At 53.4% G+C, this 14,337-nt stretch carries 17 protein-coding genes and 1 pseudogene; 4 read left to right on the plus strand and 14 right to left on the minus strand.

What is annotated here, in order from left to right; all coding sequences use genetic code 11:
• Genes FHW76_RS08070 through FHW76_RS08080 form a run of 3 tightly spaced genes read right to left on the minus strand, consistent with a single transcriptional unit; the run spans window position 1 to window position 3,761 of the window.
• Window positions 1-2,436: a fimbria/pilus outer membrane usher protein gene (locus tag FHW76_RS08070; protein ID WP_183476528.1), complete on the minus strand. Its 2,436-nt coding sequence runs from the start codon at window positions 2,434-2,436 to the stop codon at window positions 1-3.
• Window positions 2,437-2,446: 10 nt separating this feature from the next.
• A complete protein-coding gene (locus FHW76_RS08075; protein WP_183476530.1) occupies window positions 2,447-3,142 on the minus strand; it encodes a molecular chaperone in 696 nt (231 codons plus the stop codon).
• Between the two features lie 58 nt (window positions 3,143-3,200).
• Window positions 3,201-3,761, minus strand: a complete 561-nt coding sequence (locus FHW76_RS08080) for a fimbrial protein (protein WP_012542568.1) — start codon at window positions 3,759-3,761, stop codon at window positions 3,201-3,203.
• Window positions 3,762-4,232: 471 nt separating this feature from the next.
• Here FHW76_RS08080 and FHW76_RS08085 point away from each other — a divergent pair, with 471 nt between their 5' ends.
• Together FHW76_RS08085 and FHW76_RS08090 are read left to right on the plus strand one after the other, a co-directional pair.
• The gene (locus FHW76_RS08085; protein ID WP_008805477.1) at window positions 4,233-4,895 is read left to right on the plus strand and encodes a LuxR C-terminal-related transcriptional regulator; all 663 of its coding nucleotides are present in this window, start codon (window positions 4,233-4,235) and stop codon (window positions 4,893-4,895) included.
• On the plus strand, window positions 4,873-5,178 hold the full coding sequence (locus tag FHW76_RS08090) for a hypothetical protein (protein WP_183476532.1): 306 nt from the start codon (window positions 4,873-4,875) through the stop codon (window positions 5,176-5,178). The genes FHW76_RS08085 and FHW76_RS08090 overlap by 23 nt, the downstream gene beginning before the upstream one ends.
• Before the next feature lie 51 nt (window positions 5,179-5,229).
• Here the strand turns inward: FHW76_RS08090 and FHW76_RS08095 are convergent, their stop codons facing one another.
• On the minus strand, window positions 5,230-6,534 hold the full coding sequence (locus FHW76_RS08095) for a citrate synthase (protein ID WP_183476534.1): 1,305 nt from the start codon (window positions 6,532-6,534) through the stop codon (window positions 5,230-5,232).
• Window positions 6,535-6,579: 45 nt separating this feature from the next.
• Entirely contained in the window at window positions 6,580-6,720 is a 141-nt protein-coding gene (locus FHW76_RS08100) for a hypothetical protein (RefSeq protein ID WP_020804400.1), read from the minus strand.
• Between the two features lie 325 nt (window positions 6,721-7,045).
• Between FHW76_RS08100 and FHW76_RS08105 the strand changes: the two genes are divergently transcribed.
• On the plus strand, window positions 7,046-7,216 hold the full coding sequence (locus FHW76_RS08105; protein WP_002892370.1) for a hypothetical protein: 171 nt from the start codon (window positions 7,046-7,048) through the stop codon (window positions 7,214-7,216).
• A 78-nt stretch (window positions 7,217-7,294) separates the two neighbouring features.
• Here FHW76_RS08105 and uraH read toward each other — a convergent pair whose 3' ends face one another.
• From uraH to FHW76_RS08120, 3 genes are all read right to left on the minus strand, one after another.
• A complete protein-coding gene (uraH, locus tag FHW76_RS08110) occupies window positions 7,295-7,696 on the minus strand; it encodes a hydroxyisourate hydrolase (protein WP_008805473.1) in 402 nt (133 codons plus the stop codon).
• 373 nt (window positions 7,697-8,069) lie between these two features.
• Entirely contained in the window at window positions 8,070-8,444 is a 375-nt protein-coding gene (locus tag FHW76_RS08115; protein ID WP_128205980.1) for a hypothetical protein, read from the minus strand.
• Window positions 8,445-8,534: 90 nt separating this feature from the next.
• Window positions 8,535-8,999: a glycine zipper 2TM domain-containing protein gene (locus tag FHW76_RS08120; protein WP_072023560.1), complete on the minus strand. Its 465-nt coding sequence runs from the start codon at window positions 8,997-8,999 to the stop codon at window positions 8,535-8,537.
• A gap of 425 nt (window positions 9,000-9,424) precedes the next feature.
• Here FHW76_RS08120 and FHW76_RS26645 point away from each other — a divergent pair, with 425 nt between their 5' ends.
• Window positions 9,425-9,526, plus strand: a complete 102-nt coding sequence (locus FHW76_RS26645) for a SymE family type I addiction module toxin (protein ID WP_071787500.1) — start codon at window positions 9,425-9,427, stop codon at window positions 9,524-9,526.
• Between the two features lie 137 nt (window positions 9,527-9,663).
• Here the strand turns inward: FHW76_RS26645 and FHW76_RS08130 are convergent, their stop codons facing one another.
• From FHW76_RS08130 to FHW76_RS08160, 6 genes and pseudogenes are all read right to left on the minus strand, one after another.
• The gene (locus FHW76_RS08130; RefSeq protein ID WP_023297152.1) at window positions 9,664-9,921 is read right to left on the minus strand and encodes a hypothetical protein; all 258 of its coding nucleotides are present in this window, start codon (window positions 9,919-9,921) and stop codon (window positions 9,664-9,666) included.
• Window positions 9,922-10,541: 620 nt separating this feature from the next.
• Window positions 10,542-11,734, minus strand: a pseudogene (locus FHW76_RS26650) (VENN motif pre-toxin domain-containing protein); the annotation flags it as partial.
• A gap of 45 nt (window positions 11,735-11,779) precedes the next feature.
• Window positions 11,780-12,097, minus strand: a complete 318-nt coding sequence (locus FHW76_RS08145) for a hypothetical protein (protein WP_064166061.1) — start codon at window positions 12,095-12,097, stop codon at window positions 11,780-11,782.
• Window positions 12,094-12,759: a hypothetical protein gene (locus FHW76_RS08150; RefSeq protein ID WP_226544857.1), complete on the minus strand. Its 666-nt coding sequence runs from the start codon at window positions 12,757-12,759 to the stop codon at window positions 12,094-12,096. The genes FHW76_RS08145 and FHW76_RS08150 overlap by 4 nt, the downstream gene beginning before the upstream one ends.
• A gap of 26 nt (window positions 12,760-12,785) precedes the next feature.
• Window positions 12,786-13,031 carry a hypothetical protein gene (locus FHW76_RS08155; RefSeq protein WP_100040860.1) on the minus strand — a complete coding sequence of 82 codons (246 nt, stop codon included), beginning with the start codon at window positions 13,029-13,031 and terminating at the stop codon, window positions 12,786-12,788.
• Complete coding sequence (locus FHW76_RS08160; RefSeq protein ID WP_183476536.1) at window positions 13,021-14,133, minus strand: ShlB/FhaC/HecB family hemolysin secretion/activation protein; 1,113 nt, start codon at window positions 14,131-14,133, stop codon at window positions 13,021-13,023. Before FHW76_RS08160 ends, FHW76_RS08155 begins: the two co-directional genes overlap by 11 nt.
• Window positions 14,134-14,337: the final 204 nt, after the last annotated feature.

Raw genomic sequence — 14,337 nt, forward strand, 5'->3', positions numbered from 1 at the left:
TTACTTCTCCTTTATTCCCGGCCGGCAGACCTGATGCGGCGTACCGCGGCTAACCTGTTGCGCCGCGTCGCCGCGGATGGCATAGGCCAACCGGCAGCGTTGCCCGCTGCGTTCGCCCCATACTACCGAGACGCTGCCGTCGGCCTGCGGCACCCGGGCATACAGCAGCCCGCCCTGACCGACGGCGCCAACCGCCCGACCGCTGTCGTCAAACACCTCCGCGCCCAGCGGGGGCGCCGCGCCATCCGGCAGCGTGACATGGGCAAACCAGGGATAGCCGGTACGCGTGACAAATTTGACCTTCACCGCCGCGCCCGAATCGGGCACCACCGTCGTGCTGCTGGAGACAATCTCCACATGGTCGTTCAGACCCTGCGGATCGAGATCCAGCCAGTTATCGGTAAAGGGATCGAGGTAAGGGATGATCGTAAAACCCTGGCGGTTTATTGGCTGTCCGAGGCGGTTTGCCACCCGAGCGCCCGCCGCGCCGGGCGCTTCCACAATGGCGAAGGTTTCCCCCAGTTCGGGGGTGGCGGTCATTCCGCCCTGATGCGCCACCAGGGCGCCCGATGCCCCCAGCGAGTACTGCTGCTGGTGGCGACCGGCGCTGGCGCTGGCATTCAGGTACGCATAATCCGTACGCAGGCTACCGTTGCCCCCAACGCTGGCCTCGTGCGGGTTCTCCCGCGGCATGTCGTAGCTGGCGGTCAGGCCATAGCTAAAGGCATTTTTCTCGCCAGCGCTGCCGGTATAGCTGGACTGCAGCTGGCTGCCATAGTTCTTATCATGGTTAAAGCGGGTAGTCAGGCTGCCCGCCAGCCCGAACGGCAGCGAAAAGGAGACGCCCACCACCTGATTATTGCGGTGATGAATATCCTGACTCTGCTGGGCGTACAGGTAGTAATTGAGCTGACCATAGCGGTTGGCGTACCCCAGCTGATAGGAGCGCCAGCGGTGGTGGCGGACATCCTCACTCCAGATTCCGTTAAACGACAGGCTGCCGCTGCCGGCCTGCTGAGACAACGTCGCGCTGTAGCGGGTCATATCCCGCCAGTCGTTGGGGTGACGGTCGTGCTCCCGGACGGCGTCGCGAATGGAACGATAGTTGCCGTCGTTGCTGTGGCTCATCGAGACCAGCATCCGCGTATCGGACGCGAAGGATTTTGATGCGGATACCCGCCAGCGATACCCCTCCTGCCAGCCGCGTTCCCTGCCCTTCGCCGCAGAACGGGAAAGATCGACCGCCAGCGCCCCCCAGTAGGTATTGAAGGCGCTGCCGACCAGCGTCGAGTAATAATCCGTCGTCGCGTTGGCGCCGGAATAGCCGCTGACATAGTCATTGAAGCCGTACTGCACCGTGGCTTCGCCAAATCCCGGCCGCCCGGCGATCCCGTCCTCATCCAGATAGCCCAGCGACAGGTCATAGTAGACCGCGCCTGCCCGCACCAGGCCAGGCAGCGCGGCGTACGGCACGGTAAAGGTCTCCTGACTGCCGTCCGCCTCATGGATCGTTACCTGTAAATCGCCGCCGGCGTTGGTGGGATAGAGATCGTCAAAGGTGAATTTGCCCGGCGGAACCGTGGCCTCGTACAACAGGGCGCCGTTCTGGGTGACCGTCACGCGGGCATTGGTGCGCGCCACGCCGCTAACCGACGGCGCAAAGCCGCGGCGGGAGCCCGGCAGCATGCGCACATCGGTAGCCAGCCTGCCGCCGATAAAACTGACGCTGTCAAAGAAGGTTCCGTCGGTCCATCCCTGACCCAGCCGTAACGTGGACGCCCAGTTCACTACACTTCTCTCAGCCCAGGTGGCAATGCTATCCCAGTGTGTATTCCCCTCCTGCGCCTGGTAGCTGGACTGGTGATGTAAACGCCAGCCAAAGGCGCGCAGGCTGGCATCCAGCCCGAGATAATGATGGCTGCTGCTATCCCCGTCGACGATGCTCTGATAGCTGTTGGCCTGATAGCGCAGCACTGCGGCGGGCACGCCGCTATCCACCTTCTTCAGGTTCACCGCCCCCCGATAATGGGGTTGCAGCAGCGCCTGGGGCATATTCACCCGCAGGACGTTTTCCCCGCTGTCATACTCCCAGCCGATCGCCTTATTGATCTGCGAAAAGCGCAGGCAGGTGGCCGCCGCCGGCCACTGGGCATCCTTCAGCTGCAGGGCGTCGAACAGCGAGGGCGAGATGCAGGGCTCAAGCTGGCCATCGCGTTCCTGGATAACAAACGTTTCTTCCGCCAGGTCCCGGCCATTCACCGAGAGCGTGCTGCGATACTGTCCGGCGTGCAGCGGATTACCGTATTGATATTTCTGGAGATCAACCTGCGCGGCGCCGTGCAAATGGGCGCGGTTAAAACTAAACGCCTCTGCCGCCCATGCCTCCTGCCAGGGAAGGAGCAGCATCAACCCAAACTTGATCTCCCTGAGTTTCATAATAATGTCCTTACTGAGGATAATTATGATTCACTACCGCGCCGTAATCATTGATGGTGGTGAAGCTGAATTTCTCCGGCAGCGTACGCAGCGCGACCCCTTTAAGCGCGATCTCCAGCGAGGAAAAAGGGGCGACCATGCCAGCGGACTGTTTTTGTCCGTTAAGGGTGATGCTGTCGATGGTGATATAGCGCGATAAGGCATTGCTCACCCGCAGCCTATTGCCCGTGGGAGCCAGCGCCCAGCGCAGGGCATTCTCCGGCGCCATTTTTTCCGCCGCCACGCCTGCCGGACGGTAAAACAGCTTGATACGCGACCGTATCGCGAGCTGGAGGTAATTGATTGCCGTGCCGTTTTTCGGCTCAGGTGGGATGTCCAGCAGATTAAACCAGAACAGCGACTCCCGATCCTGCGGCAGACGGCTGCCGTTGAACACCAGGCGCCAACTCTGGCCCTTTCCCGGCTCGATACGCACAATCGGCGGCAGCACAATAAACGGCGCCGAATCTTTTTCCGGTTGATTTTGCACGCGGCCATCGTCGACCCAGACCTGCGTCAGAGAGGGGGTCTCCCCCATATTGGTGGCCCGGACGGCGATCTCTTTTTTGTCGCCGGGAAAAATAATCCGTGTGCCGTCAATAACCATGCTGGCGTCCGCCGAGGGTAAAATGCAGGACAGCAGCCATGCCAGAACCATACGCCGCATATTCACCTCCTCCTTGCCGGGTGGATAAACGGCCCCTGAGCGGGGCCGTGGACAGGGTTTACGGATAGACCACCGTAAAGTTGACGTAGGTAGCGACTTTTCCAGCCGTAGCGGCGTCGGTCGCATAGTAGCGGGCATAGAAAGGCAGCGAGGCGGAACCATCCTGCTCAGCCACCGCCACCGGGATCACGTCCGGGCGAGCAATGGTGCCGTCTGCAGCGACCGCCGGGCTCTCCGCGAGGTTAATCGGCGTAAACCGGGTGTTCAGCAGTTCCACATCGACGTTTTCTGCTTCCGTGCCGTCAGACAGGGTATTTTTTAGTCGGCCCTCCGTGGAAACGTATTGATCTTTCTCGAAGTACACCGAGACATCAGCCCCTGGGGTGCAGCTCGTCAGATCGATGGTGAAGGGAACCACGCCCGCCGTCTCACCCGCGCTGCTGAGCGCTGAACGCTGGACCGTCGGCAGGGTCACCGTCTTATCTTTATTCACTACCGTACAAGTATTTTCGATGACTTCACCATTAAAGGTGACTTTGCCATCAGCAGCCTGTGCCGCTACCGGAGAAAGCATCATCATCACCACGAAAGATGCCATTCCTCTGCTGTATTTTTTCATATTCACTCCTCATCACCACGCTTATGGAGAATCGTTCAGGAAATACCCCTGGCGTACTTTATACGTACAATTTATTAATGCTCATTCCATTGGATTAACCAGTTATCTTTTAACCCCTTCCCTGCACTGACATCCTACTCACTTCATTGTTTATTATTCAAATTCGCCACCAGGACCATTTCTACTTTTTATAGAAAAGTCTTAACACCACTCTGAAAAAGAAATAAAACAAATGCACAATAAAAGCATAACCTATTGTAAATAAATGATAATTTTTATTATATGTTTTCCATAAAATATTCGCAAAATGCGATCTAAATATCTCACCCTCATTATTAACCACCTCCTCCCACGTTCTCCCCCCTCGATTGAAAGCACAGGGAGTATGTTATTTCAGACGGGTATTCTCTACAGTAAATTGTCGAATCAGGCAGGACAGCATGCACAGCGTATTTATGCCAGGAGGTCATTATGTTGATCTGCATTGCGGATTCAGAATATTTTAATATTGCGCTGAAGGCGTATATTAATGAACCAAACAGCAAGCCTCTGGATATTAAAGAAATGCTCTGTTACCCGTTTAGCGGACAGAGTGAGATGTTCTATACTTTTTTTGCGACCGATGCCGGAGCCCGGTTAAGCACCATCCTTATTGATTACAGCAGCGTCAGCATCGAAGTACTGCAGGTCGCGCTCAGTTTAAAATCGTTTAATCCCCTGATCCGGATCTTTATTTTTGCCAAATCAGGCTACCCGTTGAGCGAGCTCGAAAGCAGCCTCGCCATTGTGCTCGGCGCAGAGTTCATCACCAGTTTTGCCGGGCTCAGTACGGCGCTTGCCCGCGCTCCGCGCTGGACGTCGCCCCCCGCCGACAAGCTCTATATCGCCATACCTGACAGCTATAACCTGACCCGTAAGGAAACTTTTTTAATCAGCCTGTTGATGGGGGGAATGCCGTTGTGTCACGTGGCCAGCACCATGCAGCTCACGATCAAACGGGTCTACTACTACCGTTCACGCGTCCTTAGCAAGCTGGCGGTGAAAAATAACGTGGAACTGATGAACAAAGTTCAGGGGATGGTGTTGCGCCACTACCGACAGGAGACAGGCCATGAAATCGTATCTCTACGCTAAAAATCGCCTTATGTTGATTATCCTGAGCTGGCTAAGCGCAGACGAGGCGTTGCCATCTCGTCACGATTTCCAGCAGACTGACGCCATCCTCAGCACCCTGCATATACCGTATGTGCTGAAGTCTGACCTTGATCAACTGAGAGCTACGCTACAGCCATTACTCGCCACACCCGGGCCGCAAGCCTGTGAGGTAGGCGCTTTTCTCAGCGCCCTGTTGGCGCTGTATACCCGGTTAACCGAATATACCGCCGTCGAGCACTATCTGCTCTCCCGGCATCTCTAAGTAGCACCCCGCCTGGGCAGGAAGACGCCGCGCGCCTCCTGCCCGTACGCATTACCTTGGGCCAGCAGACTGCTCGCCGCGTCGGGAGACGTAATCCCGATAGCCCTCGCCAACGTAAATCTGCCGTGGCCGGTAGATGGTCAGCGGCGCCTGGTGCATCTCGTTCCAGTGCGCCACCCAACCGACCGTCCGACCGACCGCGGTGACCACCGCAAACATCGACGAAGGCAGATTCATCGCCTTGAGGATCACCGCGGTATAGAAATCCACGCTCGGCGACAGGCCATTGTCCACAAAATAGGGGTCGGTCAGCGCCACGTCCTCAAGGGCCATCGCCACCTGCAGCAAACGGTCGGACATGCCTACCTCCGCCAGTACCCGATGGCTGGTTTCACGCAGGATCCCGGCGCGCGGATCGCGGTGACGGTAGCGCGAGTTGCCAAAACCCAGCCGGCGAAATGCCTGCGGATCGCGCTTCGCCTGGCGCAGAAACGCCGGAACCTGATCGACGCTTTCAATCTCCTCCAGCATTCGCATGCTCGATTCATTGGCGCCACCGTGCATTGGCCCCCACAGCGACGCCAGCCCGGCGGCGACGCAGGCGAATAAATTCGCCCCGGAGGAGCCCGCCGCACGCACCGTGGTGGTCGAGGCGCACTGCCCGTGATCGGCATGGAGCACCAGGATCTGGTTCATCGCCTGCTCGATGACCGGATTCAGAACATATTTCTCCGCCGGGATAGCAAACAGCATCTGCAGGAAATTTCCGGCATAGGAGAGATCGTTGCGCGGATACGCGGCGGGTTGTTCAATGGTGTACTTGTAGCTCATGGCGGCGATAGTGGGCATTTTCGACAGCAGCCGGGTGGCGGCCAGCGCCCGGTGCTGCGGATTTTCCACATCCAGGACATCATGATAGAACGCCGCCAGCGCCCCCACCAGGGCGCACATCAGCGCCATCGGGTGCGAATCGCGACGAAAGCCGCTGCACATGCGGGCTATCTGCTCGTGGACCAGAGTATGGCGGGTGATGGTCTCGCGAAAGGTTTGATAGCTGGCCTCATCCGGCGCGTCACCGTTCAGCATGATGTAGGCCACTTCGAGAAAATCGCACTGGCGAGCCAGCTGATCTACCGGATAGCCGCGGTGCAGCAGCACGCTGTTTTCCGTATCGATCCACGAGATCGCCGACTGGCATCCGGCGGTATTGGCGAAGCCGGGGTCATAGCTGCAGAATCCGGACTGATTTAGCCCGCGCATGTCGATTCCCACCGGCCCCCGCGTTCCCGGCACCTGCGGCAGGGCGATGGGTGGTTGTTGCCCGGCAAAAGAAAGCGTTAACGGTGTAGTGCTCATCCTGTTAGTCCCCCAGCAAGCTTATCAGCGACCTGAAGTCATTCTTCAGGCGGAAAGACCAACATAACCAATGTGATGCCGCTTATTCATTGATGTCATCACTATAACCCTGACAAAGAGAATATTTTGCTGGCCTTCACGGGGAAACAGGCCGTCTTTCCCCAGCCCACCGCCGGATAGCGGCACAAATCGCCAAGGATAAAGGCGATCATCGCTGTCAAAATTTACGCTGAGTAAAGAAAGGATGAAGAAGAGCTACCATGAATTTTGTGCTGTCGATGACCCTCATCTGCATTACCATCGCCTGGCTGATGATGAGCCTGCTGCCGGTGTAGATGCACCGCTAACCGCCACGCCAGTGGTCTGGATAACCCCCTCCTTCAGTTGATTTCCGCCGTGGTCTTCGCCTCTGAGGTTTCACAAGAGCCATATAAGAAGTACTGGTTGCATATCAGGCTGTTGCGTTTTCCCGCCGAGGGGTAGGCTAAAGGCCCACTGTTAAGGAGGTGATATGTCTGGACTGATCAATCCACATGCGGCCCCGGAAGAAGCAGCCTATGCGCTGCTGATTGAGCTCGTTCGCGCCCAGCGCGTGCCGCAATATGAAGGCGAAATTTCCGGCCTGCTGGCGATGTACGACGAAGCTGTTAAACACTTTAAAGAGAAAGAGACCGAGCGTTAGGCGTGGATATCGTGGTGCGAGGAAAGCGTGACGCCTGCGGGAGAGACGCAGGCGTTGGCTGGATAGCGGCTTGCGTCATCAGCTGCCGCGGTAGGTAGAGTATCCGTACTGACTGAGCAGCAGCGGGATATGCAGTTTTTGATTTTGCTTTGTAACATTGAAAATAACCGGAACCACCGGGAAGAACGTATTCATGTTTTGGCTTTTAAAATAGTCACCGGTTTTAAACGTCACTTTATAAACCCCCGGCTCCATATTCTCCGCCTGCGGATAGAGCGATTTAATCCGCCCATCGGCATCCGTTTTACCGGTGGCGATATGCTGCCAGCTCTCCCCCTGCTGTTTATCCAGCTCAATCTGCACCCCCGGTGAAGGGAGCCCGGTTTGCTGATTAAGAATGTGTACGCTGAGCGTCCCCTCTGGTGCCGCCAGCGCGCTGAAGCTGAGCAGGGAAATTACGGAGGCGATAACTAATTTCATAATCGTGACCTTATTGGGCAAGTGAAAGTGCCCTAACTATAGTCAGCGCGGCGGGGAAAAAAATTAAACTTTTTGTTATCAGATTGCGGTTATTTGGTCTGTCCCCTTCCCGTAGGCCGACGAGCTGGCCTCATCATAGAGAGAGGATATGTCTGCTGAGAAGGCTATCCGCAAGCAAAAGATTTGCGGCCAGAGCCTGGCACTCTCGCACGCCTCACAGCTCCTGGTCGTGTTTCTGACTACGTTGCCTACTTATTTTCATGCAGCATGATTAGCGTGTTACGCTCAAGCTCACCTCTCTTCCTGAAACTGATAAGAATGGTGAGCGACTTGACGCCTGATATATTCCGGCTTTTAAAAGACATCCTTGTTTTTAGGGTATCGTGCTTCTGCAGTATCGGATTGCTTTATTCCAGCCATCGATCAAGATGTTATCTCTGTTATCAAAACGAACCCGTAAGCCTGTACCGTTTAAACTTTCCGTGACCATAATCGAAATGGCTGAGTTCATATTTTGTTTCGTTAAGAAAAGCTTACCCTCATCAGTTAACTGGCTATCATCAAGAATAAAACCGTTAATTTTCGCACCGGTTTTAAGGCATCGAACGGTTGTCTGCGGGTTTGAAACAAAACTGACATTCATCGTTTGCGAGTTTCCAATATTCGTCATAAACACAGAGCAACCAGCGATAAGTGTTCCTGAAAAAAAGAGGCAAATTACCTTTAAAAAATAAGATGGTTTTTTCATAAAACACCCTAAATTTGAGATATTCCATTTTTACCATGCCAGCCTTAAAGCGTAGCTGGCATTAGGTATTTATGTTATTAACTATTAAAATTAGCGCGGGGATACTGTCGTTTGCCCACCTACGGATGAAATGGCAACTCGTTGCCCTACCGAGAATCGCGTTGGCCCCTGACGTTGTACGACCATGAACGTTCTTCCATCATCTAAGCGTATTTCAAGCTCGACCCCTTGAACAAGATTCATTCTTGCCTGAACCGCCTGACCAGTTAAACCTCCCGCAACAGCGCCAGTCGCCGTCGCCAGTCTTTGGCCTGAACCGCCACCGACGGCACTTCCCGCTACACCACCAATGACACCTCCGGCGACAGCGCCAAGCGCATTGCTGTTATCACCCGCCTGAATTTGCACCGCTCTGACTGACACCAGCTGGCCATAAAAAACTTGTTGTACGCGTCCAGCCGTGGCTGAAGAATGGACATCACCTGAAAGATGACTGGTATTGGTACATCCAGCAATAACTAATGTAAAAGCAATTAAGCACATTTTTTTAAGCATGTTAACCTCTCCATTTGCTGCATATTAACGTCATCATTTCATAAATAATCAGCTGGACAATAATGATAAAAGTTTACTGGTATAATATGTATTATAGGCTTTAATCATTACGTCATCCTGAAAAAATTTGAAGATGAAGGGCAAGGGCTCACCAACCCCATTTGACGCCAGCAATAATCTACTAAGCTCTGATAATTGGGCATATCATGCAACGTCTCCCCCACCGCTGCCGGGTCCCAGGTCACAACCAACTATTTCAATGACCTCAATCCCGTCGTTTCATAACCGCGTATTTGTTTTGATATTTCTGTCGCGGGCCAGATCAATGGGCGGTGATAATGATCATGTTATTCCGGCTATTGTAGCCGGGATCAATCACCACGCTGTCGCCTGTACTTCCCGTCGTGGAAGCACTCTGGCTCTGAGTGGGGTCCGCTTCACACAGGTCGTGCGGTAACTGGCTGGCAGAAGCGGGATTCAGCACTGACACGCCGGTGATGGTCAGCATGGAACAGGAACGGCTGTGATTGAGCCGGTCAGGTGCTGACGGCTAAAAAGAAGATCCAGGTGCGATTGCCGGGATGCTTACATCGCAAGCATGCCGCCTGCGCATCTTCACTACCGCCAAGTAAATTATTCTCTACAACAACTCACTCGGGTAGCGTTATTTGCGTCTGTTTTTCCTATAGTGCTGGTAGTACACAAACCAGCAACCTATAGCTCCAATAACGCCACCAACAACGCTGCCTTTCAAAATTTTCACATAATCGATGGATAATAAATCCACAGTCAATCCGCTAGTACTAAAATAAAATAATTTTATTAAAATTTGAGTGGCAACCGTTGCAATAAATATTCCAATAGGTAAAGCAATCACTAAGTAGAGCAGGCTCAAAAGCCATTTTGAGAGTGAAAATTTCATTTCTGCCCCTCCGTTGTTTTTCCTGCTTGATCATTGCCATATTCTGTTGTGACTGAACCAGTTATGTTGCCAGCAACGCCGGGCACTGGATTAATCGGCAGAGGTTTGGATATCCCCATTCCAACATCTGTCCAGATCCAATCTTTCCATGGCTTCATTGGATTAAGGACTTTATCAAACGGTAATTCAACCAGTTTACCTGCACCATAACCCAGCCCGGAAGCAGCCCCGCTGATCAATCCACCTTTCAGAGGATCATCACCTTTGAGATAATTTGATGTGGCACCACTACCAGCATTAACTGCCATCGTTCCCCACACTCCGGTTCCTGCTGTGAATGCGCCGGTCCAGTATCCCAGAATAACGTCATTTGGATTTACTTCACCGTTAATCAGAAGGCCCACTCCAGCATTAGCTCCAGCACCTATCAGGCTGGTTGTAGCTGCTGCTCCCGGTAATAATGGCCATGCCATTGCACTACCTATTGCGGCTACTGCCGTTTCGCATGACACCGGCGTTCCACCACTGCACGCTTCCCTGATTTGCTCCTGCTGCTCTTTTGTCCATGACTCAACTGTTCCCGGCTTGTTGGCCTCTATCGCTGCCAGCACATGCGCCAGCGAGTTATTCTCAACCGCGTTCTTCCCGGCCTGAGCGCCCGCCACGGCTGACGCCGTACTGTTCCCGGCCAGACCGCCTGCCATCCCCGCTGAAATAGTGGCCAGCGTACTCACAGTCTGCATCTGTGCTTCTGTCAGTGTGGACAAATCCGTCACATCCGGGTACAGCATGCCCGCTATTGCCTTCGCGGCCAGTTCACCTGCTGCCGAACCTGCTGCGCCCGCCGCCGCACTGTTGCCCTGCAGCGCCGCCACCGCACCGCCCAGGATAGCGTGCGCCACCATCGCGGCACCGTCACTCAGCCCTGAACCGTGACCGATAAGATTCGCCAGCTCCGGCGCCGATGCCCCTGCCAGCGCCCCGGCGATATCACCGCCCGCCAGTCCCTGCAGCGCTGCCGTGGCTGCCTGGATACCCCGCTGCAGGTCACTGCCGGTTCCGTATGCAGCCATCGCGGTACGACCCGCCTGGTCCGCAATCTGTTCTGCCGTCGGACTGCTGTTACCCTCTGCCTTCAGCTTCGCTTCCGCCGCCGTCAGGGCTGCGGGGTCTTTTATCGCCTTCTGTTTTGCTATCTCGCCCTGCGTGCGCGCAATATCTGCCGCCTGGCTGCCAATCTCCCCTGTCAGCTGCACTTCCTGCAGGCGACGCTGCTCCTTCTCCTTGTCAAATATCGGCCCGATACTGCCGCTGGCGTGTTCCGTGTCGCGACTCAGGTCAGCCACGTCCTGCTTCTGGCTGGCCTGGTCACGGATGGTGATAGTGCCCTCGGATACCGCCGACTGCGTCGTACCTTCCGCATGACCGCTGTTGCCGCCACCCGCCAGCAGGGCGCTGGTCATGTTCCCGGCAAACTGTGCGCCGGTACTGCCCCGGTGTTGATACCCACTCCCTGGTGCTGCGTTTTATAATCCGCCTGGTTGTGGATATCGCTGAAACCCAGCGTGCCGGTATCGAGGCTGTTTTTATCTGCGCTTCCTGTGGCAGCAATCACCCCGCCATTCAGCTGCGTGTGGCTGCCCACAGTGACATCAAAGCCGCCCTGACCGGCAAATATCCCGCTCTGCTCCTGCACCGAAGACCAGTCACTGGTCATTTTGTCACGACTGGCATTCAGGCTTCCTGACCACGACCCGGCGCCGAAGGTGTAACCCAGGCCACCGCTGAGGCTGCTCTGCGTGCTGTCGTAATTGACGGGTAAAAAAGATCCCGGCGCTGAAGTCGGGATCTTTTGCAGTTAATAAAAATCGGGATCAACCAGACCTTCAGCTTTCACGATTTCAAGGAAGCGTTCATAGGCCGTTTCATCATTTTCGAGTAAATCATCAAGTAACCTGTCCTTAATTAGTGCCCAGTGGTAAATGCCAGAGTAGTTATTATTAAAGTATGTAAGTTCTCCAGAGATATCAGGATCTACTATATCTACTTTTTGTGAGTTATATGCAATTAACCCACAATGTCCTTTTGGCATTCCCAAAAAAAGAGTGTCCTTACCACTCCAGTAAATAGCATAAATATCAATAACATTAGATGAGTTATAAGGTCTTATTTTCATTGCTTATCCCTCAGTGATGGACCTGGTTGTAATGGATTCGGTTGAGGACTTGTAATCTTCATATCGTATGCTTTACCCGTCACTGAATTATACTGATAGTGAATTGTTATATTTGAACCATCTGGTAATTCATGGTTAACCTGCATTTTCTGGAAGCCAGCCGATGTAGGGAATCGAGGATCTTTATTCATACCGTCAAGTATTTGCCCTTGTGAAGGATTGGATTCAACCTGCTTCCACACCATCTGTTCATTCAAATCCCTCGGCGCTGTAAATTGTTTACCCGGCTTAGCCGTCGAGATCTTCTCCGCTGCTCTAATCAGTATTGTGTTATCAATAATACCGGCTGCTTTACCCGCTAACGATAACGCTTTTTCTGCCGGGATTGACGTCAGCAGAGCCAGCGCATAATCCTTCGCCTCTTCCGCTGTCAGCAACGCCATTACTGTATCCGAGCCCGGGCTATTACTCAGAATGGCTTTGATAATATCCGCGCTTTCCGGCAAGTCGCCGCGAACGATATCCTTTAACCCGGCCTGTACCTGCTCCGGCGAAAGATTGTTGTCCTGCGCATACTTCACCCAGGATGTAGCTGCCTGTCCGGTTTCCGTCATCCCTTTTGGCAGACTCAGCGAGTTAGTCTCAACAACAATCCCAACCACAAAGGCTGGGATCTTTTCGACATAGATTAAAATCCCTTTACTTTAAAAAGGCGGAATAATGCGAGTCCAATGCCTCCAATGCTTCCACCATAAAGTCCTAATTTTGCTCCGTGCAAAACATCTTGCCAAGTTGTATTAAAACCATCGCCAAGCAGCCACAGTAACAACGAAAAAAAAATCTTTCCGCATACAGATAATGCGATCATGAATAAAATCGTAGCAGCTAAGAGAAATAGAGACTGAACACATCTAACTCGGAGATCATTTTTCATTTTTATCTCCTATTTTTTTTATTACCTGTTCAGCTCCTTTACCGCCTCCCTCTGATATTACTGAAGCTCCAATATTACCTATATTGCCTGGAAGCTTACCAGGCAACATCTCCTTAGAGATCCCCAGTTGACCTTTAATTTCGGTATATTTCAGCAGGTCAGGATTAAACTTAGGATCCCAGCCGCCGGTTAGCCATTTACCAGCCGCATTTGTGCCTGAAGAGATTAGTTTGCCTCCCCAGTAACCGCCAGCAGAACCCAGACCATTAGTAATTGCTCCTGTTAAAGGATTGTCACCGTTGATCTGATTGGTTAGCGCGCCACCGGCTGCATTCCAGCCCACTGTTCCCCATAAGCCATTCCCTATGCTTGCAACGTTTATCCAGCCAGCAACAACAGAGTTACCTGTACTCTTCTGGCCGCTGTTGTCGACGCTCATCGACAACAAAAGTGGGCGCTCCGCTGTCGCTGTCAGGTTAACGATGGAGCCGCCAGGTTTTTCGCCCGGCTGGATTTCAATTTGCACAGGCGTCGCGCGCGTGCGGTTAATCTGCTCCATCCCCTGTTCGATATCACGCAGGTTAAGAATATGGCCTTCCAGCCCTGGAAACGCCATTGTTAACTCACGTTTAGCCGCCCCTTCCATGGTGATTTTTTCGAGCTTTCCTTCAAGAATAGCCAGATGTAATACCCCGGAACGTAAATCCTGCTCGGTCAGAAAAGCGCGGCTGGTAATATATCCCCGACTGATATACCAGTCGGAAATAATATTTACGAGTTTAGTAATACGCGCAATATCCATGCACTGCCCAAGCCAGGGCTGGACTATTTTTTGCTGCTGACGCGGATCAATAAGCGTCGCGCCATCTAACGCGATGCGATGGATAGAAAAACAGGGACCATCAGAGGCTTCAGCCTGCGCAGGCATCGCCGCGTGAAGGCTGGGCGTGGCGCGCTCCAGCGATTCACGTTGCTGCTGGTTCTGACGCAGTAATTGTTGCTGCTGTTGCTCAACGCTGTCGCGATCGGCTGGCGATAAAAAAGCGGCGTGGGTGGTCAGACTCAGCGTCATTAGTCCCAGAGCCAAATACAGAGATTTCATCCGTGTTCTCGTTATTACTTAACGTGCAGTGCAAAAACATACTCCATTATATGTTGCGCGGATTTAAGCATGAAACTTACGGTATGTGAACATGAAATAATGAACGAGGATCGTTTTTAGGATAATGACTTTTGCGCAGAAAAATAGACGGCAGGGGAAAATAACGAATGTATTAACACGTAGTTGATATATGTTTTTCAACCG

The organism is Klebsiella sp. RC2 (assembly GCF_014192815.1).
GTDB lineage: Bacteria > Pseudomonadota > Gammaproteobacteria > Enterobacterales > Enterobacteriaceae > Klebsiella > Klebsiella variicola.